A 21384-nucleotide genomic window follows, 5' to 3' on the forward strand; every position below is an offset into this window, starting at 1 on the left:
ATTCCTCACATCATTGATTTTTTTCCAGCATACGATCATTAAAGCCGAAGAAGTACGTTCCCACAAATGCGCAAAGAAATCCGATGATAGCGGCTATAACCATGGCAATACCGCCTTTTAAAACGGCAATAGCCGGAAGGGTTAGCAAGCTTGTAGTAAACATTGCTGGAAACTGCGCTCCTGCCAAACCTACAATAATTCCTCCAAGGCCTGTACTGATACATGCGATATAGAACGGTTTTTTAAATTTGAGGTTGACACCATAAATCGCCGGTTCCGTTACGCCTCCAATAATCGCTGAAAATGAAGATGAACCTGCGAATTCTTTCAAAGTTCTGTCCTTCGTTTTTAAAAAAACAGCAAAAGCAGCACCAGCCATAGCAAAATTGGTACCTGTTGTAACAGGAAGCAACGTATCATAGCCATACACAGCAAAGTTATTCATGACTATAGGAATAAGTCCCCAATGTGCACCAAAAATAACCAGGATTGGCCAAAGTACGCCTAGAATCAGACCTGCAACAGGTGGCATAAGTTGATATAAAGCGGTGTAGCCTGCTGCTACAGTATCGCCGAGCATACTTGTCAACGGTCCAATGGCTAATAACGAAGCGGGAACCATAATTACGATACACAATACAGGTACAAAAATTCCTTTTATAAGTTGAGGCATAATCTTGTTTAAAAACTTTTCCAACTTGGATAAAACATAGACTGCAGCAATTACAGGAATCACGGATGAACCATAATTAATCAATTTTACCGGAATGCCCAAAAAGGAGATTGCAGTTCCTGCATCATGCAGAGACACTAAATTAGGATAAAGGAATGCACCCGCAACCGCCATGGAGACAAACTGGTTTGCACCAAATTTTCTGGCAGAGGTAACTGCCAGAATCAATGGCAGGAAATAAAAGAAAGCATCTGCGGCGGCATATAAAACAGCATAAGTACCACTCTCAGCAGACATCCAACCTAATGTTGTACACATCACCAATATCCCCTTCAGAATACCGGCTCCCATCATAGCTGCCATGAGCGGAAGGAAAATGCTAGAAATAGTATCAAGAAGTAATGAAACTCCCTTTTTTTCGTTTTTCTCTTCCCCTGCTTCTTCTATATTGTGGCTTTGTCCTCGTATCTTCTCAACCGCATTAAAAACATGCTCTACATGCGTTCCAATAATGACCTGATATTGTCCCCCTGACTGCAACACATCCAGGACACCCTCGTTTTGCTTTAACTGCTCTGTTTCTGCCACTGATTCATCTTTCAACACAAACCGAAGTCTGGTCATACAGTGATTCAAGGACTGTACGTTTTTTTCTCCCCCTACTTTTTCAATGATAGTTTTGGCAAGATTACTGTAATCCCTTACATTTTGTTGATTTGCCATGCTGCTTCCCCCTGCTTAACATAATCAAAAACTATTAATAGTCTAGATTCTAGCATTCATAATTAGCTTGTCATAATAACCAAACCACATGAATTCATTGACCATTTCACTGTTTTTTCTGTATTTTAGGTTATTCTAGTGGTTATCAGTTTATAGAAGCATCGTTTTGAACCTAGTGAATAGTACATTTCATTACTTTCCTATTTTTCATAGTCGAAACTTGGTCAACTGGCAGCAACTCGGACATGCAGATATAGTGCAGGCTCATGGCGGGAGTTGGTGGGCGGTTGTGTCGGGGTTTCGCCCGATATCAAGAAGACATCATTTGGGGAAAGACATGATTGACTCCCGTGACCTGTTCAGAAGATGGCTGAGGTTCTGCTTGGATATTGCAGATCAACGAGAGTAAGATGGTAATCATATTATTCTTGAAATTAATATCAAATGATACAATAAATGTAATTGTTTTATCTTGGGGATGCGGAAAGTAGCTTGCTGGCTATTGAAGTGGCTGGAGGGTTTATAGATGTTTATTTTGGACTCTATGCTACAAAAAATGGGAGGAAAAATCAAAGCATCCTGCCCACTACGATTGGTTTATCAAATATCAAGTTAATGGCGAGGGGAGAAATAACCGGATTGCCGTGAACCATGATCAAGCCTGGCTTCGTGTTATAATTGAGAATAGTAAATATGATGAGGGGAGAAACCCGATATGGATCCCAATAATTTGGATAAAACTTTACGTACAATGACAGAACATGAAATTTTATATCGTCAGGGAATCTCTTCTCCTAATCCACTTGAATATCTTTATATGTTTAAGGAAAGTAAAAGAGTGGCTAAAGTACATGTTCAGCATCATTCAGAATTATTTAAAAGTTCACCCAATATTATAGTGAAAAAGCATTCTCGTTTTCAGCCTTATCCCTTGCATGTTCATGACTGGATTGAAATTAATTACATGTATGATGGCTCTTGTACTCAAATCATCAATCAAAATTTGTATTCTCTGCAAAAGGGACAGATTCTTCTTGTCGATTCGGATACCGTTCATACGATTGAGCCCCTTGGAGAATCAGATATTCTTATTAATATTATTATTAGAAAGGAATACTTCAACAGTAACTTTTTTAACAGGCTTGCATCAGACAGTCCTCTTTCCAGCTTTTTTATTAATTCCATTACTGAAGGTAATGCCCATGACAGCTTTATTCTCTTTCGTTCCGAAAACAACAGGAGGCTTCCCATTTTTATGAATGAGTTTTTTTGCGAATGGTTTGACCCCTCCACACGTTCTGCTGAAATGCTGGACTCTCTGTTTTCCTTAATTATGATGGAATTAATCAATTTATACGAGACCGATACTACAGAAGAGGGCAACCGACTCAAAAAAAATCCTATTGTCCCCATTCTTAAATATATAGAAGAAAATTACAGAACCTGTACATTAAACTCCACCGCTGCTTTTTTTAATATAAATGCCAATTATCTTTCTTCACAGCTAAAAAAATATACAGGAATGTCCTTTATTGCACTGCTTCATCAACAAAAGTTACATTTCGCAAAAACGCTTCTGATTAACAGTAATATGAGTGTTACTGAAGTTGCAAATTATGTTGGATATGAAAACATTAGCTTTTTTTACAAAAAATTTAATTCAATCTACGGATGCTCGCCTAAAGAACTTAGAAGCATTTAGGGAGCATATGGGTTCCTAATATATAGAATTAGGTGCGAAAATTGGTAATATCATCTATATATCGCCTCTTTCTGATTATTACTCCACTAGAGAGATTTATTGTCGCGAATAAATTCACTTTTAATTTTCCAAGAAACGCCTGAACCATCAAGGTTGCAGGCACTGACATCTAATTCAAGTTTAATGACAAAACATATTCTATATACTGACAAAACTAATTACAACGGATACATCAGGCTTGTTCGCCACAAGAAATATTCAATATAACATACATACGTATAATATATTGATCAATTATAAACTTCCGTTGTATACTGTTATAAAATTTATACACTGGAGGTCAGATTGAAATGTCCATAGCATCGGAGTTGAGCGGAACGGAGCCCGATTCACTCAGCTTTTTACAGGGGATTAAAGATTGCATTCCTACATTGCTCGGTTATGTATGTATTGGGTTCGCAGCAGGCATTGTGGGGGCCTCATCCGGGGTGAGCACGATGGAAATTGCACTGATGTCAGCACTTGTATATGCGGGAGCTTCTCAGTTTATTATGTGTTCAATGCTGGCTACAGCCAGTCCTCCATCCGTCATTATTTTAACGACATTCATTGTGAATGCCCGCCACCTGCTATTAAGCGCGTCGCTGGCTCCTTACTTTACTAAATATTCTCTGTGGAAAAACATAGGTATCGGCGTTCTTTTGACGGACGAATCCTTTGGGGTAGCATCGGATAAATTGGCTAAAGGCGGACAGGTAAGCGATCGCTGGATGAACGGGTTGAATATAACGGCGTATCTCGTCTGGATTGCGTCCTGCGTTGCGGGAGGGATTCTCGGGAACTGGATTTCCAGTCCAGAGGCTTTTGGTCTGGACTTTGCCTTGCCAGCCATGTTTCTTGCCCTGCTCATTTCCCAGCTGCAAAGTATACAGACCTCCAAGCTCAAGCACCGTCTGCTGCTCGTGCTGTGTATGGCTGTTCTGATGTATCTTTTATCCTGGTGGGTGCCATCACATATCGCGGTCATTGCAGCTACGATGATCACCGCAACGATTGGAGTGTTAACCGACAAATGAACATCCATCCCCATGTCCTGTATATCATTATCGGCGGCATGATCGTCACGGCGATCCCAAGGATCATTCCCTTCGTCGTGCTGCAAAAGCTGGCGCTGCCCAAGCCTGTGCTGCAATGGCTTTCCTATATTCCCATTTGTATTTTTACAGCACTCGTGATGGAAAATCTGCTCGTCCGAACCGAAACCTCGGTCACTCTGAATGGGCAAGTGCTCTTAGCTGTCCTCCCTACGCTGGTGACTGCCTTGTGGAGCAAAAATCTGCTGGCTACCGTCGTTGTCGGTATTGTAAGTATGGCTGTAATTCGACTATTGTGGCTGGGATAGATTTTGGGGCCTTTTTTACATTTTTTACTTTCATTATAAAAGTAAACGGGCAGAATTTAAATCGAGTTCCATCACATATCGTACATCCCCGTGAATATACTTAATAACCAACAAGGCCAAACTGTGCCGTGTATCCACTTGGGGGGTGCCTAACAATGCCGGAACCACGCCAGCCATATTCATTCGTCGTATCCCGTGAAGATTGGTCGCTGCATCGCAAAGGGTACCAGGACCAGCAACGTCATCAGCAGAAGGTCAAGGATGTCATTAAGCAAAATCTACCCGATCTGATAACGGAAGAAAATATTATTATGTCGGATGGTCAACAGATTATTAAAGTACCGATTCGCAGTCTGGATGAGTATCGCTTCATTTATAACTATCAAAAGCAAAAGCATGTGGGCCAAGGGGATGGAGACAGTCAGGTGGGAGATGTCATTGGACGTGATCCTGCTTCCCGGAAACCGGGCAAAGGCGAGAAAGCCGGCGATCAACCCGGACACGATATTGTGGAAACGGAAGTTAGTATAGAAGAACTGGAAGATATGCTGTTCGAGGAAATGGAATTGCCGAATTTACAGCAAAAAGACAAAGATCAAATCGAGGTTGAATCTATCGTATTTAATGATATACGTAAAAAAGGCATGCAAGCGAACATTGACAAGAAGCGCACCATTTTGGAAAATTTGCGTCGCAACGCCCGTGAGGGCAATCCGGGCATTCATCATATCAGTCCGGACGATCTCCGCTATAAAACATGGGAAGAGAAAACCATCCCTCAATCCAACGCGGTGATTATAGCCATGATGGACACATCAGGTTCGATGGGATCTTTTGAAAAATATTGCGCCCGCAGCTTCTTTTTCTGGATGACCCGCTTTTTGCGCCGTCAATATGAAAAGGTGGAAATCGTCTTTCTCGCGCATCATACCGAGGCCAAGGAGGTTACGGAGGAAGAGTTTTTTACCCGTGGAGAAAGTGGCGGCACCATCTGCTCCTCCGCCTATATCAAGGCATTGGAGATCATTGACAAGCGATATCCTCCTTCCAGCTACAATATATACCCCTTCCATTTCTCGGATGGCGATAACCTGACCTCGGACAACGAGCGGTGTGTGAAGCTAATCGAGGAACTTATCAAACGAAGCAATATGTTCGGCTATGGAGAAGTGAATCAATATAATCGCAGCAGCACACTGATGTCAGCCTACAAGAACATTAAAAAGGATCAGTTTATGTACTATGTCATCAAGGAAAAAGGTGAGGTATACCAAGCCTTGCGTACCTTTTTTCGCAAACGGGAAGGAGGAACGGCGGGATGAGCACCGACCAGAAGGAGTTGGAATATGCGATATCAGAAATTATGGAGATTGCAGACGGTTTCGGGCTCGACTACTATCCGATGCGGTATGAGATTTGTCCGGCGGATATTGTATATACGTTCGGGGCCTATGGGATGCCTACTCGCTTCAGCCATTGGAGCTTTGGAAAAACATTTCACAAAATGAAGATGCAGTACGATTTTGGCCTCAGCAAAATCTATGAGCTGGTCATCAACTCCAATCCCTGCTACGCCTTCCTGCTGGAAGGAAATTCATTGGTTCAAAATAAGCTGATTGTCTCCCATGTGCTGGCGCACTGTGATTTTTTCAAGCACAACGCCCGCTTCTCAGGTTCCAACCGCAATATGGTGGAGAGTATGTCCGCCACAGCAGATCGAATCAGCAGCTATGAAATGGAATACGGCTCGAAGACCGTCGAATCTTTCATCGACGCCGTACTGGCGATACAAGAGCATGTCGACCCACAGCTTATCAAACCAAGGCATCTGGATAAGCAACGCTACATGGAGCTCAAAATCCGGGAGCAGAAAGAACCTGAAAAGCGCCAACGTCCCCCTGGGCCTTACGATGATCTGTGGTCACTGGACGCCGTGAAGCCACAATCGGATTCGACGGAAAGCGAAGGCATCCAGGTGCGTCAATTCCCACCGGAACCGGAGAAGGATATCGTCTGGTTTATTCAGGAATTCTCGGAGGTTCTGGAAGACTGGCAGCGGGATATTATGACAATGCTGCGGGACGAAATGCTGTATTTCTGGCCCCAGATGGAGACCAAAATCATGAATGAAGGCTGGGCCTCCTATTGGCATCAGCGGATTGTCAGGGAACTGGATTTGACCGGAGATGAAACCGTTGAATTTGCGATGCTGAATGCTTCGGTCGTACAGCCTTCCAGGCAAAGCCTGAACCCGTATTATTTGGGGCTTAAAATATTTGAAGATATTGAAAAGCGATGGGATCATCCAACCCGTGAGGAGCAGGAGCGACAAGGACGCAAACCGGGCGAAGGACGCGCTAAAATGTTCGAGGTACGGGTGTTTGACTCAGACACCTCTTTTATACGCAATTACATGACCAAGAAACTGACAGAGGATCTGGATCTGTACGTGTTCGAGAAACGGGGACCGGATTGGAAAATCACCGATAAATCCTGGGAAAACATACGGGATCAGCTTGTATTTTCGCGTGTGAATGGGGGTTCTCCTTATATCGTCGTGGAGGACGGTGATTATCTGCATACAGGCGAATTGAAGCTGAAGCACCAATATGAAGGGATTGAGCTGGATTTAAAATATATGGAACGAACGCTTCCGTATGTGTATCAGCTATGGGGCCGCGCCGTACATTTGGAAACGATGATTGAGGGTAAGCCCGCCTTATTCTCATACGACGGCAAGAAACATCATCGCAAGTTTGTGTAATACGTATAGACGAAAAAATCAGCCTGAATTAAAAAAGGTGCATTCCGAAAAACGGATATGCGCCTTTTTGTACGGCTGGATCAAGAACCTACTTTTCCTTGAATTGAACAATATAGCTTTGATTCAGCTGTTTTCCGCCTTCCGAAATATTCTGATACATGGATAAAAACCGAGCCGACGGACTCCATACCGTAGGGCTGTCGTAGGATTGGATGTCGGTCGTGACCGGAGTTGTTTTACCCGTGGACTGATCAAACACATACAACCCTCTCATCCCCTGCTGATCCTCATCATAAATGGAAAAAGCCAGCTTGGACCCGTCACTGGACCAGCTTCCACGGCTCATTAAAGTCCCCTGACCGACGGTTCCCTTCTCTTTGCCATGTTCATCCAATACAATCATGCGGGCGGGTTCGGAGGTGTTCCATTTTCTTTTTTCAATGGCAATCCATTTACCGTCAGACGAAACAGCAAAGGACGCAGCGCCATTCGCAATCGTTACAGCTTGAGGGTCGTCGATGGTAAACCGATTCAGCACCCGATACCCTTGCTTATCATTGCCTGTATAAAATATGGCGTTCCCCACTTTTTCGACATGAGAAATCAGCTCAGCCCGATTAGGGTCTTGAAACTTCAATTCTTTAGCCTTGCCGTCCAGACCTATCAGATAAATTTTGCCGTCCGGTGCGCCTGTAATCAGATGTTCTTTATCCCCCCAGCTTACTTCGTTGGACATATCCAGCTTGCCAATCGGTGTAACCTTGCCGCTGCTTATTTCAAGAATATAGCCCCGGATATCATATTTGCTGCTGGTGCTGCCCTCCGTAAAAAAGACATGTCGCTGATCCGGTGATACCACAGCCAGCAATTGCGGAGCCTTGCGGTCCGGTAGAAGAGCCCGTTCCTTGCCTGTCTTTACGTTATGAATCATCAGCCGGGTCTGTCTCTCCACAATCAGCTCTTCGTCGCTTAGCCAGGACCTCGCGTAGACATCTCCCAGCTTGTCGATGGACGATACCACCAGCTCATCCGTTACCTGCTGACGGGCTGCATCGGTGTCAATCACCGTAAGCTGTTGTCCCGGCTTCGTACCAGACGATGGCTTGCCTTCTCTTGCGTCGTTCATTCCACAGGCACTAAGTGATACAACGGCTACTAAGCTCGTTATGAGCAATCCCGTGGTTCTATGTCTGAGAAGCCATGCACGGGGATGATCGCCACAAGGGACGCTGTTCTTTTGGACGTGGTTCATTCTGTTTTTCTTTATCATGTTATACGACCTCCTTGTTCACGATACCCCCAGTTTAATACCATAACGTCTCATGAATACATCGGATTGTTTCCAAGTTGTAAACAAAACACTATTTAGGTCCTGGAATTGACGCTTAAAGCCGTTTACAGGGAATCATCGTGAACCAACAAAGGCAGCTTAAGCGAAAACTCATTGCCATTCCCCTTTGCGTACGCGTCGTAATTCTCCATCCCCTCCTCACCTGAGGCTGTAAGATGCAGCTCTCCCCCCATACGCTCCGCCAGCCTGCGCGCCAGAGGAAGTCCAAGCCCCGTACCGCTATCCTGACGGGAACGATCACGACTCAAGGTAGCAAACGGCTCGAATATCATTTCCCATTTTTCCCTCGGAATCCACGGACCGGAATTGCGTACATACACGATTACGGTATCCCGTTCCACCCGGCTCGATAACGTCATCCAGCCTCCGTCCCGATTGTACTTCACCGCATTATCCAGCAGATTCAGCACAATATGCATCAGATGCTTAGGATCACCCCATACCTTCGCAGGAACAGCATCTATCGAAAAATGAAGTCCACGCTTCGCTGCTTTTCCCCGGATTCGGCTCCCGGCATCTTCGAGCAACGAGCGCAGTTCCACTTCCTCCGCATGCAATTCAAAATCATATTTATCCAGCACAGATAGCCGCAGCGAATCCTCTACAAGCTCGTACAAGCGTTTCGTTTCCTTGTGGATACTTTCTCTGGCTTCACGCACCAGCTCAGGGTCATCCCCATACATATCCAGCAAATCGGCGTAAGCCTGGATAGAGGTTAACGGGGTTTTCAGCTCATGGCTAATATTGCCGATAAAAGTTTTTTGCTGCTGCTCCAGCTCCCGCAAACGCTGAACCGCTTCTTCCAGCCGGAACTTTTCATTCTCCAGCGCGGTAATGCTCTCCCGGATCACATGACTCATCTGGAGCATTCCTTCATCCAGTCTCCCCAGCTCATCCTGCCTTCGAAGCAATCTCGCTTCAGGATAATGCCCTGCCGATATCTGCTCTGAAGCGCGAGTCAATCGCCCGATGTCTCTCGTCTGTCGACTGACATAGCCCAAGCCCAAAATAAAGCTCAATACCAGCACAGTCCCCCCGGTCCATAGAAACATGCGGGCAATGGCCTGGTAGAACTGCTGCTGTGCTTCAATGGAACTATGAAGCTGCACCACTCCCAACAAACCATCCGGGCCTTGGAGCGGAGCCAAATAGATGATGGTGCTGCCTTCCGTAATATAGGCGATCTTGCCTTGGAGCGCATAAGAAAGCGCCTGACTGACATCCGTTCTAAAAGCCAGCGGCAGCGAATTGCCAACCTCATGTCCCTTACGATCATATAAAATAACGCGCATGTTGCTGGACACGCCCAGTTCCACCGCGAGTTGGGGGGCCTGCTTCTTCATGAAGGCTTCGGGCGATGGACTTACTCCCAACAGATAGGACTGCTTTACACGCATTTCCACAATTTCAGCCTGACGCTTTAAGCCGCGCTCCATTTGATCTGTCTGGCTGGTACGAATCCCGGTAAGTACAAGCCAGCTCAGCACACCGACAGTAAACAGCAGCAAAGCCGCCAGCACCAGCGGAAGTTTCCAGCGCAGACTCAAACCTGTACGCTTGCGAGTGTGCTTCTGCCCGTCAGTGGACGGCAAGCTTGCTTGTTTATTGGATGAATGTGGTTTGTTCACGTTATCTTCTCTGCCTTATAGCCGATACCATACACGGTCTGCAATATCGCCTGATGTGGCTCAAGCTTCTTGCGCAGACGCTGGATATGGATATCCACCGTCCGTGTTCCGCCCGCATAATCGAAGCCCCACACCTGCTCCAGCAGCTCGTCCCGGGTATACACTCTTCCGGCATGGGACACCAATAGCGCCAGCACATCAAATTCCTTGGGAGTGAGATCCAGCGCCGTTGCTCCGATTTCAGCCGTTCGGCTGGACGGACGTACCCGTAACGGGCCAAGTACCGTTTCCGCTCCTTCCGGTGCAGGTGCTCCTTCTCGCTCCAGCCTCCGAACCAACGCCTTGATACGTGCGAGCAGCTCTCTCAGATCAAATGGCTTACTCATAAAATCGTCTGCCCCCAGCTCCAGCCCCAATACCTTATCCACAATATCGTTTTTGGCAGTCAGCAGTAAAATACCGATGCCCTTCCGAGTTTCCAAACGGCGGCACACCTCGTATCCGCCCAGCTTGGGCATCATCACGTCCAATATCAACACATCCGGGTGGAACAAACGCACTTTTTCCAATGCGTCCTCCCCATCAACGGCGATTTCCACCACAAAACCTTCCCTTTTTAATGCATAGGCCAGTGCATTGCGAATACTGGGCTCATCGTCCGCTACCAGTATTTTTTTATCCATGTTCTTCCCTCCCTGCTCCCAAGGGCCAAGCGTCCGTCTACTTATGCTCCCGCAAATAATAATGAATCAGACAGGTATGGCATATAAACTGCTCGCGTGGATCATTAAGATCAAAATCCGTCATGTCGCGAATCCGCTCCAGTCTGTATTTTACTGAATTACGATGTATAAAAAGATAATTCGCCGTATCTATCAGACTGCCCCTGTTTTCCAAATAATAAAATAACGTTTTGAGTAAATCGCTGCCATGTGACCGATCATATTGCTGAAGCTTCCCCAGCTTGCGTTCGAATACATTTGAAAATTCCTCTGTGTCCATCGCTTCTCCAAGCATATAGTGCATCTCTACATCGCCGTATGTGCAGACACGTTGGTCGGGATACAGCCGCTGCGATACCGTAATTGCGCGCCGTGCCTCATTATAGCTTTGGAGCAGCTCCCACAGCTTTTTGGCGCTTCCGATGCCTATATAATAATCACCCGTCCCCAAAGCTTTTTCACTTGCCCAGCTCTTCAACGTTTCAGCCCAGGATCGTTCCTGATCGGCGCCAGCTCCGTCATGACGATCACTTGAATTCAGCGTAGGCAAAAACAATACCGCCCGATTGGAACGAAACTCAATATGAGATACCACCCGCCGTCGGGCCGATTCCAGGTTCAGCAAACCGGAAAGAGTCTCTTCTGGCGGAGCCGCAGCACTCTCCAGGACAGCAACCTCCCAATCATAAGCCGGATTAAATCCCAATTGACGCCCTCTCCGCTCAACCTCATGGCGCAGAGGTACCGGAGGTGTCATAAGCTCATCTATAAAATTCCCCCGCAGCCGACTTTCCGTATCTTCTACCGCCTTTTCACGCATTAATTCCAGCGCCATCACCAGACGTGCCTGTTCAATGCCAACCTGCTCCATATCATCCAGCTCATTGCGGGCAATGACCAGCTTGGCGACCGTGCGTTTATCCACATTAATGGGAAAATGACGAGAATCTTGCGCCTTCATCCAATCCCAGCCTTGTGGTGAAGTGACAATAGCCTGACCTCCATTATCAATCAAAGCAACCGGAGCTTTAAGCAATTCTGATATATTGTCACTAACAGCCTGTATGCCACTGTTCTCCAGAACCATCGTGGTTAAGGTCCGATAGATTCCTTCCGAGCGCCGCAACAGCTCAGCCTGCCGGTTCAGCACCATATCCATGACACGCTGTGTAATATCTGTATATGGAATATCGGCTGGGATCTCAATCACAGGAAGGCCGCAGGCATTGCTTGCCTCCAGCGCACTGCGGGGGATTTCCGTGAGAAAGCGGGTCGGCTTAATCACAAGCGCCGCCGCCCCACCCTGATGCAGCAATTGAATGATTTGACACAATACCTCAGGCTCATGACGGATAGAATAAGCGGTTGTCATCAACAATACACCTTCCCGAATCCAGCCTTTCAGATCGGGAACCTCCATAATGTCAATAAAACGGACAAACCGGTTCATCCCCTGTTCTCCGCTTAATACCTTTGCCTCCTTCAACTCGGGGATTGCCATGAGCTCCTGAACTGTTACACCCGGTATTTTCATAATGACAGACCACCCTGCTATTTATTTTGCAAAGTCCTTGCTTCATCTAATTTTCAGGATAGTGTACCAAAAAAGCTTACAAAACAAAACCTTTTACCGCTAGATCATGTCTTTCCAACCCGACCATTTCTATTTTTAGGAGCTCAATGGAACACAAATAAACCGCCCTTTTCTGGAAAAGACGGTTTATTTCGATATTAAGCTATTTATAAACAAGTTAAAAAACTATCCTGCCTGTGCCTCATCATGATGCGGTTGCCAACGTACCGAAGCAGCCGCACCCAGCGCTACAATCGGATCAACGGCTCGAATACCCAACGTACGCTCCAGCTCAGGTGCAAAGTTCATCGTTACAAAACCTGTGCAGGCCAGCACAATGACCTCGGCCCCCTTCTCTTGAAGCCGCATCGCCGCTGCCATGGCAGCCTCTTTGCCTTGTGGAGTGTTCAGGTCCAGCGTCGTCCGCACACCCTCGGGACGCTCCGTACCGATATAAGACTCGCCCAGTATATGGCGAATCAATGGTGGAGCCTCGTCCAAAATGGTCAACACGCCGACACGGCTGGCCGATGTCAGAGCCAGGTGTGCTGCACAGGACCCGGCGCCATAGACAGGGACAGCTACAGCCTGGCGAGTTTCCTCTAGCGCCGGATCTGCCGCGCAGCTAATGCCGATAGACGTACAGCCCTGTTGAACGAGCTGTTGCGCCGCGAGCACAATTTTGGGCACAGCCTCCCGGTCAGTGATATCATCGTAGATTCCCTTTGGCTGATCGGGGATACATACACTGGTAACAGGCAGCCCGTAGCGCTGCTCGATGAGCCGGCCGTGAAGGCCGATAGCTGCTTCGTCCTGCATGGTGAGTACTCTGATAATTCCAAGCATGATGATTTCCTCCTTTATCTCTCCAGCAATTGACCAGCCTTCATAATCAGACGATCATCCAGATATACATCCGGTTTTTGAACGACCCCGTCAATATGTACGCCCGCAGCAACCGTTCCCCCAAAGGTATTATTGCTGCCAAAAGCAACATGGATCGTGCCGTACACTTTCTCGTCCTCCAACACAACGCCCGTAATACGGGCTTTATCATTCGTTCCAATACCGAACTCGGCCAGCATTCTGCCCTCACCTTCACCCAGCATATCCAGCAGAGGCTGTCCGGCTTCTCCTTCCGCAGCGATCAATCTGCCATTTTGTACTGTCAGCAGGAGCGGCTCCTTTAATGCACCGATTCCCGCTACAGAACCATCCACCACGATCTGGCCTTGTGCTGTTCCTTCCAGTGGAGCAATATACGCTTCGCCGGAAGGCAGATTACCGGATTCGCCTGGGTTCAAATACATACCTGTGCTGGGAACGCCGTCGCGACCTTCAATGGTAAAATTCAGGCTATACCCATCCTTTTCAATCCGTACCTGTTTGGCAGCTGTCAGCAATGCGGTCACCTCTTCGGTCAGCGCCTTGACCTTGGGATAATCAGCAGCGATTGCTCCGTTCATGAACATATCGTCTGTCATGCCAGGCATGGTCGCCAAACGAGCCCCAGCGGCTGCGGCCTGCTTACGGGCACTTGTATGTGTCAGCGAATACCGGGTGACACATACAACCACGTTGGAGCGAAGCATGGCTTCGGCAACAGGAGTCGGAGGCTCCTCGCCTGATTTGGAGCGTACCTTCATCGTCATCATAGCCGCTTCTGCTCCCAGTGCCTTACCAGCCTCATATATGGACTCGCCCAATTCCTTTTTATCATCGTCGGTGACAACGAGAAGTGTCTCTCCGGCGGTGAGTCCCAAACATTTTTGCAATACATTTTTACTGATTTCAACACGTTGTTGACTCATATTTCTTACCTCCTATTTTTAGGCTATATAAGCTGATCTCGAAATATTTACATGGGAAACGGAGCAGGCGGAATGGTGCTGGACAAGCGAAAGCGATCGCCTGAAAGCTTTCCGTAGGAAAGCTCACATCGTAAGCCTAAGCTGCTCCCGGATTTCTCCCGTAGTGCATTTATTCAGAAAATCCGGGAGCAACAGCGATAGGAAGCACCATCCGCTTGTGTAGTGACTACCATGTAAGTTTTCAGTCAGCTTATACGCTCACACCATTTCCGATACGAGCTTGCCGATCAAGGCATTGGACAATACGACCGGTACTCCTGCATAACGCGCCACCAGCTCTCTATGTGTCTCCGTATAACCCATACAATCCAGCACAATAAGATCGGCTTGACCCTCGAACTGCCCGGCAGCTCGGCGAAACTCCTCCGCACTGCCACTGTAAGGCGAGGCCGCTGCAAACTGGGGATTCAATCCGTAAGGACTGAATTTCAGCTTGAGGTTATCCTTCTGTTCTTCGAGCGGTCCAATCAGTCCAAGTCTTCTTCCGCTGGACATAGCTTTAAGTACAGGCGGAAGCACATGATCCGGCTCGATTAAAAAAGCCGTTCGAGTGTGCAATCCGGGAAATACGCCGGTACAAAGCAGCAAAATCGTACGTATCCCCTGCTCCTCCATACGTGTGATTTTGTCCTGAAGCAGCGGCTGGATTTTCTCACGTGAAATGACCACCGACTCCCCGGTTGTCAGAAGCGAGGTCAATACATATTCTCCCGGCGACGGCGATAGATGCTGTTGTATATAGTCGGATGAAAGCCCGTCCAGCGCGCCTGCCTGTACCAACTCTGCCCGGCCTTCCAAGGCCCTTTCTACAATAGGGGCCACATCCGACCGGGGGGCTTGCCCAATCGTAATCATCCCTAGCTTATGCATCCTGAATCCCTGCCTTTGCTTCATTTTATTTTACGCTCCTGACGCTAAAGGGCAAGCCTGCGGCCTGCCCTGCTATGCATCAGCCCTGGCTTTGAGCACTGCCTGCTGTCTGTAATATTTTCATAGAGCCATACAATGCGGTGATTCTGGCAAATTCCTGCGGATCATAAAATCTACACGTTCCGTTCGTAAATTCCTTGGCGGTTTCAATCGAAAATCTCACGGCAGTGGCAATATCAATCTCATGACTTGCCCCTGTACCGCATCCCGGTACAGCCGCCTGTGCTGTAATCGCAACACCGACTACAGGTGCATCCGTCGCTACAGCAGGCTGTAAAATCGAATTAATATGATATAGATCGTTGCCATACGGCGTAATATCCTGTGTTGTAACCGGAAAAGTAACAGGCAGTTGTGCCGTAGTCTGTTCCATCAGGCGCAATAAATCCTCACTGACCCGCAAAATATAGCCTTCCTTCACCGTAGGTGAAATTGCGATTCCTTTATGATTGATAACACGATTGCCTTTGGTCGTATCGATGGACAAAATGGCTTCCATCCCGGGATCAATCTCATGGCGATTCATGTCCACAATATCCACAGGTGAATCCATAAAATCAACCGGCTCATGCGGGCGCGTAGGTGCATCCGGGCAAATGTGGGTGGTGACAATCACATCCCCCTTCAGCCTATCACCTTTAATCTGCATGTCTGCCAGCTTTAGCGCAGACGCCACCGCCGCAATCGCTCCATCGGCATCAGATACGAGGCCAATTCGGGATGGACGTGCGCCGATCCCGCCCAGGCGACCAACAATACCGAATGTTGGTGCTGTACCGCCCGAGCTTTTACCTTCTGTACCGGGAATAAGCACATGGATAAAATCGGTACTTCCCTTCGCTCCGGTCACCTGTTTTACGGTTACTACAATATCCTCATATCCAGCAAAAAGCTGCTTTACTCGCTCACCATTCACATAGGCGCTGTCCAGTGCTTCGAATACCGTTAATGTTTGTTGAAGTGCCATCGTTGCGTTCCTCCTGTATATTTTATAAGTAGGGCAGAATTGGCTTATGAATTATTGGCTCAATCGATTGCAGCAGCTTGCTGTTAAACATGGTTGTGCTAAGCAGGAGATGTTCCTTCGGTACTGCAATGACAGCCAGCCGTTGTCCTTTGGCTACGGCAGCTGTAATTACAGGCCTGCCTGTATCGATATCCAAGGTCATGATCAGGTCCGGGAATGTAGCTAACCGTTCCCCGTCAAGCTCCAGCGACATATACTCATTCCAGAAGGTCATTTCGTAGACCCGACCGCTATCCGTTATACCAACCACTCCAGTGTCAAAGCCTCCTGATGTTTCAAGCCGACACTCCGTTACTTCACCTGTAGCGATAACCTTGCCGCCCAGTTCGGCGGTCACGGCAGCAATCGCAGCCTCCCCCCGATGTGCCAGCATCGCTTCTCCGACGGCGATTGCCCGGGAAATGGCTCCCGGGGCACCATTGGCTTTTGCATAAGCAGCAGTCACCGGATTCCTCGCAACTGCTACCAATCCTCCAGCTTCCACCGAGGCTTTACGAACCAGCGAAGCGGCATGCTCCAGGGAACCCGTAATACCCAATTCTATATAATGCTCCCCGCGTCCACCTACGGCAGCCTGATGGCTGACGTAATTCGGCAGCTCGGTTAAATTCATCGAGCCCATCGTTCCTGTGGGATGCGCCCGCCCGTTACATGCAAAATCCACAACCGGGATACCGGTCAAGGCCGACTGAAACCAGCCATTAATCGTTGTTTCGCCGCCATTTTCATTTGTGTGCAGAGCCCGAACGCCCTTTCCTGTCATGGAAGACACTATATTCAGGGCTTTTACATAATGAACGGGCTTTACATATTTGTCCGGCGCAGCCGGAGCACCAACGACAGCCACAGTGACAAAGAGATCGTCGTCTGCAAAATGGTCTATTGGTATTAGCAGCGGCTGTCCTGCTTCCAGAGCCAGCTTTCCGATCCGCAGCCCTTCCTCGATCCAGCCTCCGCCTCCACCGCCCAAGACTGCACCGCCATAAACGGCATATTCCACAATCCTTTTATCCAGCTTTATAGCGTCCATCTGCATCATCTCACTTTTTTAGTTTAAATACGGAGTTAAAGAAGTTATAGAGTGCATCCCCTGCGATAAAACCGGCAGCCAGAATCGTCATAGAAGCTACCGTCTCCTTTTTCCCAAAACGGGTTACAAGATAGCGGATCGCTATGCCGACCAGTACAGCCCAGCATGCGTTGGCTGTCGCAATCAACAGCCCTGTTGCAAACATGACACCCAATTGGCGCTTAGACCCACCGATGAGCTGGAGAATCGCCCCCGGAATCGCCCACAGCAAAAGCTGACTTGCAATCCCCGGTGTAGCCCCGGCCTGAATCGTCGACACATATACCTTATCAATCGGCGGCACCAGATTTTGTGCAAAATAGCTCGGATAAGCCAAAGCTACCGTTACCAGTGCAACCGCAAAAGCGATCAGAGCCGTTATATACTGCTGCTTCCTGCCTTCCCGCTCCAGCTCTTTATCCTTGCCATTGCCACGCAGGATGTAGCCTGTTTTCAAATCGTAGCCCATGTCAGCAAAAGCAGGACCTGTAGCTGCGCTAAACCCGGCCAGCAGCGCCAGCGCCACAGGTGGAAACCCGATCATCATCCCGCCGAGCAAAGTGATAAAAGCGACCGCAAAGGCAGGAAACCAACCGGAATGCATAGCCGCGATACCGACGATAATTTCATGCACAAACGCGGCAAAGGCTGCAAATACGATAAAGCCGATCAACATACCTACCGACATGTGTGTAACCAGTCCGCCGATGATGGCGATCAACAGCGAAATAACCAGATAAGCGATAAAACCGAGTCCAAGCGTACGACGGGCCTCTGCAATCGGACGGGTGTATTCCGCATCCGAGGCTTTATCCGCAAGTATGGCAGTGCCGCCCTTTTTCTTCCCGGAAAAGCCAAACACGAGTATAGCCGCCTGAATTAACGCCACAATTCCCGCCCCAATCATCACGCCATGAGCGATGTAGAGCGCATTAACGTCAATCTGAAAAAGCGGCATGGAATACTGGCGAATCAATAGCCCGATCCCAAACATGCCGAGCGCCCAAATATTGCCGATAAATGCGACCCCAAAAGCAGACATCGGGATGCTCAAATAAGAGCCGACTACCCCGATCAGTGTCCCAATGCCCAGCAAACCGGCACGTTTGCCGCCTTTATCTCCGGCTTTGATCGATTCCGCCGTTGCAACGCCCGGAGCCCAGGTGCCCGAGGCTGGAAACAGCCTGGAATCAAAAATTTTATAAAGTATCGTCGCATCTGCGAACATGGCTAATGCCGCTCCCAGCAGCATGGGTACAACCAAATCAGGCGTTCCCATAAGATAGGGGATTCCAATAGGAATCAGCAGGCTGTTGGCTGCCCCGAAAGTAGCTGAGGAAATGGCGGTTTGCACCAAGTTTTGACGATGAACGGATTTATATCGTAAAAACCAGTTGACTGGAATACGTGCAATCAGCATCGCAACTAACGCTCCGATGATGGCCGTATTCGGGGTTACGCCCAGACTGGTTACGATCTGCATCCCGATAATCGCTCCCAGAATACTTGTAGCTACAATCAGAATAAATGCAAAAGGCTCAAACGTTTTCGGGTGGCGCTTTTCTTGTTCGTGTTCCATATGACCCTCCTGCGTTTTAGATATATTGTTTTTCATCCCTCATAAATAGGTTTAACTTATGTTACTGCAACTTTCCTGCCATAAACAATGTTCCGCCTGACCAAAACAATGACCTGTTTATTGTGCGCCAAAGATAAAAAAGCAAATATAGAGCGTTATCATTACATTTTATTCCTTTTTCATGTCACAAAATATAACACGAACATGAAAATATCTTTTCCCGCTCTCCTCTTGCTTTAAAGTGTCTTAACTGTCCGTATATGCTAAAATACTTCCGTATCGGCTATTCGCCTACAGGAGGACATGAACATGAATCAATCCATTCTGATCGTGGAAGACGAAGATAAAATTGCCCGACTTTTAGAGATCGAGCTTGAATTTGAAGGTTATCGGGTGGTTAAAGAAAAAAACGGAATTGACGGACTGGAGACGTATTACAAAGGCACATGGGATCTGGTATTACTGGATATTATGATTCCTGGTCTCAGCGGCACCCAGCTGCTGCGACGGATTCGTAAGAATGATGCGAACATTCCTGTCATTTTACTAACGGCTAAAAGTTCCATTGCGGATAAAGTGGAGGGGCTTGATTGGGGAGCCAACGACTACATTACCAAACCGTTTGTGATCGAAGAGCTCCTTGCACGTGTACGAGCCGCGCTCAGAGTAGCCGCAACAAAGGACACAGCTCCGCGGATGGCAGACACATGGCTTGGTGCGGGGGATTTACGCCTCCATGAAGGTACCCGTGAGGTTCTTCGGGGGGAGCACGGCGTTGAGCTTACGCCGCGAGAATTTGACTTGCTCGTTCATTTACTGCGACATCAGCGGCAGGTGCTGAGCCGTGAGCAACTATTGGAGAATGTATGGGGGATGGACTATGTTGGCGATACCAACGTGGTAGATGTGTATATTCGGTATGTGCGCAATAAAATCGACCCCACTCGCCAGCTCCCCGAGCTAATCCATACTGTACGGGGTATTGGTTATGTGCTGAAGGAATCATTATGAAGCTGCAAAACAAAATCCATACCTACACCTCGTTGTTACTTGCAGTCTTACTTGTGGCCATTCATTTTTCGGTTTATTTTCTGTTCAGCCAGCTATCTATCAACAGTCGCAAGGATCAGGTAGAAGCCACAGCGGAGAAGATCATTCGCGGTATTCAGCGCGCTCCGGTATCGGTAGCAGCAGAGGATCTTCTTCGAGCCTATGTACCACTGGATGGCATGCTTCGGCTAATGAATCCGAAGGGTGATTTTCTCCCCCCTATCACCTCTTCTTCGGAGCAATCTCTCAGCTTGATGAAGAGTGTTTATGATGAGACACGACAAGTTCGAATGATTACCCATGAAAACAACCGCTACATTCTTGTTTCCGTCCCCATGATTTGGACCAACGGCGAGGTTGTCAATCTTCAGGTGACCGAAAGTCTGCAACCGACGATGCAGACACTGCAGGTACTCAGAATTGTACTTGTAGCTGTCACCGGAATTGCACTCATTCCTGTCATGATATCGGGAAGACTGCTCGGGCGACTGATTACACGTCCCATTACCTCTATGATTCGCACGATGAAAGAGATTCAACGTAGTGGAAAATTCAAACGGCTTTCGCTCGACGCTACATCACGCGACGAACTGGTCGAGATGGGAGAAACGTTTAATGACATGATTGAATTGCTGGAACGCAACTTTGTCCGGCAAGAACAATTTGTCTCTAATGCATCCCATGAATTAAAAACACCTCTTACCATTATTGAAAGCTATGCCAGTCTGCTAAAACGGCGGGGTCTACAGCATCCCAACATCTTCGCCGAGTCTGTTGAAGCTATCCATTCCGAGGCAATACGAATGAAGGACATGGTAGAGCAGCTTCTTCATTTGGCCAAAAACGAGGAACAATGGAATGTCATATTGGAGCCTGTACGCCTGACCAAAGTGGCGACCGAATTGAAAGCTACATTTGAAAATGCCTTTGCCCGGCAAATCCACCTGGACATACAGGCAGACTGCATCGGCTATACCGATGAAAATAAACTAAAGCAACTGCTATTTATCTTTTTGGATAATGCACGCAAATACAGTGACGAGCCAGTACGTCTAACCATCGATACCGTAGGCGATACGCCCCAGCCCTGTATTAGAATCACGGATCGGGGAATTGGAATTCCAGAGGATAAGCTATCTAAAGTATTTGACCGCTTCTATCGCGTAGATGAAGCCAGAAGCCGTGAGGAAGGTGGCGCCGGTCTAGGACTGGCACTGGCTACAGGAATTGCTCAAGCTATTCACGCACAAATTGGGCTGGAAAGTATACAGGAAAGTGGCACAACAGTAACGATCATCCTCCCTTCCGTTCCAAAATAAT

Annotated in this window: 19 protein-coding genes; 8 read left to right on the forward strand and 11 right to left on the reverse strand. The window is 47.7% G+C overall.

Annotated elements, in window-relative coordinates; translation table 11 throughout:
- Window positions 1-10 precede the first annotated feature (10 nt).
- Entirely contained in the window at window positions 11-1396 is a 1386-nt protein-coding gene (locus BAZ21_RS17785) for a PTS transporter subunit EIIC (RefSeq protein WP_068503625.1), read from the reverse strand.
- Between the two features lie 492 nt (window positions 1397-1888).
- Here BAZ21_RS17785 and BAZ21_RS29065 point away from each other — a divergent pair, with 492 nt between their 5' ends.
- The 6 genes from BAZ21_RS29065 (at window position 1889) to BAZ21_RS17810 (ending at window position 7264) form a co-directional block, all read left to right on the forward strand.
- The gene (locus tag BAZ21_RS29065; RefSeq protein WP_176718169.1) at window positions 1889-2044 is read left to right on the forward strand and encodes a hypothetical protein; all 156 of its coding nucleotides are present in this window, start codon (window positions 1889-1891) and stop codon (window positions 2042-2044) included.
- Window positions 2045-2111: 67 nt separating this feature from the next.
- Window positions 2112-3098 (forward strand): AraC family transcriptional regulator, encoded by a 987-nt coding sequence (locus BAZ21_RS17790; RefSeq protein ID WP_068503627.1) that lies wholly within the window; start codon window positions 2112-2114, stop codon window positions 3096-3098.
- A gap of 350 nt (window positions 3099-3448) precedes the next feature.
- The gene (locus tag BAZ21_RS17795; RefSeq protein WP_068503629.1) at window positions 3449-4174 is read left to right on the forward strand and encodes an AzlC family ABC transporter permease; all 726 of its coding nucleotides are present in this window, start codon (window positions 3449-3451) and stop codon (window positions 4172-4174) included.
- A complete protein-coding gene (locus BAZ21_RS17800) occupies window positions 4171-4500 on the forward strand; it encodes an AzlD domain-containing protein (protein ID WP_068503631.1) in 330 nt (109 codons plus the stop codon). Before BAZ21_RS17795 ends, BAZ21_RS17800 begins: the two co-directional genes overlap by 4 nt.
- A gap of 155 nt (window positions 4501-4655) precedes the next feature.
- Window positions 4656-5822 (forward strand): sporulation protein YhbH, encoded by a 1167-nt coding sequence (gene yhbH, locus BAZ21_RS17805; RefSeq protein ID WP_068503633.1) that lies wholly within the window; start codon window positions 4656-4658, stop codon window positions 5820-5822.
- On the forward strand, window positions 5819-7264 hold the full coding sequence (locus BAZ21_RS17810; protein WP_068503635.1) for a SpoVR family protein: 1446 nt from the start codon (window positions 5819-5821) through the stop codon (window positions 7262-7264). The genes yhbH and BAZ21_RS17810 overlap by 4 nt, the downstream gene beginning before the upstream one ends.
- An 88-nt stretch (window positions 7265-7352) precedes the next feature.
- Here the strand turns inward: BAZ21_RS17810 and BAZ21_RS17815 are convergent, their stop codons facing one another.
- From BAZ21_RS17815 to BAZ21_RS17860, 10 genes are all read right to left on the reverse strand, one after another.
- Window positions 7353-8534, reverse strand: coding sequence for a dipeptidyl aminopeptidase (locus BAZ21_RS17815; protein ID WP_068503638.1), 1182 nt, complete (start codon window positions 8532-8534; stop codon window positions 7353-7355).
- A 125-nt stretch (window positions 8535-8659) separates the two neighbouring features.
- Window positions 8660-10243 (reverse strand): sensor histidine kinase, encoded by a 1584-nt coding sequence (locus tag BAZ21_RS17820; protein WP_068503640.1) that lies wholly within the window; start codon window positions 10241-10243, stop codon window positions 8660-8662.
- Window positions 10240-10926: a response regulator transcription factor gene (locus BAZ21_RS17825; RefSeq protein WP_068503642.1), complete on the reverse strand. Its 687-nt coding sequence runs from the start codon at window positions 10924-10926 to the stop codon at window positions 10240-10242. The genes BAZ21_RS17820 and BAZ21_RS17825 overlap by 4 nt, the downstream gene beginning before the upstream one ends.
- Window positions 10927-10963: 37 nt before the next feature.
- Window positions 10964-12499, reverse strand: a complete 1536-nt coding sequence (locus BAZ21_RS17830) for a PucR family transcriptional regulator (protein WP_068503644.1) — start codon at window positions 12497-12499, stop codon at window positions 10964-10966.
- A 225-nt stretch (window positions 12500-12724) separates the two neighbouring features.
- Window positions 12725-13384: an aspartate/glutamate racemase family protein gene (locus BAZ21_RS17835; protein ID WP_068503646.1), complete on the reverse strand. Its 660-nt coding sequence runs from the start codon at window positions 13382-13384 to the stop codon at window positions 12725-12727.
- A gap of 14 nt (window positions 13385-13398) precedes the next feature.
- On the reverse strand, window positions 13399-14349 hold the full coding sequence (locus tag BAZ21_RS17840; protein WP_068503648.1) for an aminopeptidase: 951 nt from the start codon (window positions 14347-14349) through the stop codon (window positions 13399-13401).
- A gap of 258 nt (window positions 14350-14607) precedes the next feature.
- The gene (locus tag BAZ21_RS17845; RefSeq protein ID WP_068503650.1) at window positions 14608-15303 is read right to left on the reverse strand and encodes an AroM family protein; all 696 of its coding nucleotides are present in this window, start codon (window positions 15301-15303) and stop codon (window positions 14608-14610) included.
- A gap of 55 nt (window positions 15304-15358) precedes the next feature.
- Complete coding sequence (locus BAZ21_RS17850; protein WP_068503652.1) at window positions 15359-16306, reverse strand: DUF1177 domain-containing protein; 948 nt, start codon at window positions 16304-16306, stop codon at window positions 15359-15361.
- Window positions 16307-16328: 22 nt separating this feature from the next.
- Window positions 16329-17396, reverse strand: a complete 1068-nt coding sequence (locus tag BAZ21_RS17855) for a DUF917 domain-containing protein (protein WP_068503929.1) — start codon at window positions 17394-17396, stop codon at window positions 16329-16331.
- 10 nt (window positions 17397-17406) lie between these two features.
- Window positions 17407-19014: an OPT/YSL family transporter gene (locus BAZ21_RS17860; protein WP_068503653.1), complete on the reverse strand. Its 1608-nt coding sequence runs from the start codon at window positions 19012-19014 to the stop codon at window positions 17407-17409.
- A gap of 309 nt (window positions 19015-19323) precedes the next feature.
- Between BAZ21_RS17860 and BAZ21_RS17865 the strand changes: the two genes are divergently transcribed.
- Window positions 19324-20025, forward strand: coding sequence for a response regulator transcription factor (locus tag BAZ21_RS17865; protein ID WP_068503655.1), 702 nt, complete (start codon window positions 19324-19326; stop codon window positions 20023-20025).
- Entirely contained in the window at window positions 20022-21383 is a 1362-nt protein-coding gene (locus tag BAZ21_RS17870) for a sensor histidine kinase (RefSeq protein ID WP_068503658.1), read from the forward strand. The genes BAZ21_RS17865 and BAZ21_RS17870 overlap by 4 nt, the downstream gene beginning before the upstream one ends.
- Window position 21384: the final 1 nt, after the last annotated feature.

Origin of the sequence: Paenibacillus kribbensis (genome assembly GCF_001705305.1) — a bacterium.
Taxonomy (GTDB): Bacteria; Bacillota; Bacilli; order Paenibacillales; family Paenibacillaceae; genus Paenibacillus; species Paenibacillus kribbensis_B.

Coding starts and splice junctions, on each gene's coding strand:
- BAZ21_RS17785 (WP_068503625.1), bottom strand. CDS start 1,396: ATGGCAAATCAACAAAATGTAAGGGATTACAGTAATCTTGCCAAAACT.
- BAZ21_RS17790 (WP_068503627.1), top strand. CDS start 2,112: ATGGATCCCAATAATTTGGATAAAACTTTACGTACAATGACAGAACAT.
- BAZ21_RS17795 (WP_068503629.1), top strand. CDS start 3,449: ATGTCCATAGCATCGGAGTTGAGCGGAACGGAGCCCGATTCACTCAGC.
- BAZ21_RS17800 (WP_068503631.1), top strand. CDS start 4,171: ATGAACATCCATCCCCATGTCCTGTATATCATTATCGGCGGCATGATC.
- yhbH (WP_068503633.1), top strand. CDS start 4,656: ATGCCGGAACCACGCCAGCCATATTCATTCGTCGTATCCCGTGAAGAT.
- BAZ21_RS17810 (WP_068503635.1), top strand. CDS start 5,819: ATGAGCACCGACCAGAAGGAGTTGGAATATGCGATATCAGAAATTATG.
- BAZ21_RS17815 (WP_068503638.1), bottom strand. CDS start 8,534: ATGATAAAGAAAAACAGAATGAACCACGTCCAAAAGAACAGCGTCCCT.
- BAZ21_RS17825 (WP_068503642.1), bottom strand. CDS start 10,926: ATGGATAAAAAAATACTGGTAGCGGACGATGAGCCCAGTATTCGCAAT.
- BAZ21_RS17830 (WP_068503644.1), bottom strand. CDS start 12,499: ATGAAAATACCGGGTGTAACAGTTCAGGAGCTCATGGCAATCCCCGAG.
- BAZ21_RS17835 (WP_068503646.1), bottom strand. CDS start 13,384: ATGCTTGGAATTATCAGAGTACTCACCATGCAGGACGAAGCAGCTATC.
- BAZ21_RS17840 (WP_068503648.1), bottom strand. CDS start 14,349: ATGAGTCAACAACGTGTTGAAATCAGTAAAAATGTATTGCAAAAATGT.
- BAZ21_RS17845 (WP_068503650.1), bottom strand. CDS start 15,303: ATGAAGCAAAGGCAGGGATTCAGGATGCATAAGCTAGGGATGATTACG.
- BAZ21_RS17850 (WP_068503652.1), bottom strand. CDS start 16,306: ATGGCACTTCAACAAACATTAACGGTATTCGAAGCACTGGACAGCGCC.
- BAZ21_RS17855 (WP_068503929.1), bottom strand. CDS start 17,396: ATGGACGCTATAAAGCTGGATAAAAGGATTGTGGAATATGCCGTTTAT.
- BAZ21_RS17860 (WP_068503653.1), bottom strand. CDS start 19,014: ATGGAACACGAACAAGAAAAGCGCCACCCGAAAACGTTTGAGCCTTTT.
- BAZ21_RS17865 (WP_068503655.1), top strand. CDS start 19,324: ATGAATCAATCCATTCTGATCGTGGAAGACGAAGATAAAATTGCCCGA.
- BAZ21_RS17870 (WP_068503658.1), top strand. CDS start 20,022: ATGAAGCTGCAAAACAAAATCCATACCTACACCTCGTTGTTACTTGCA.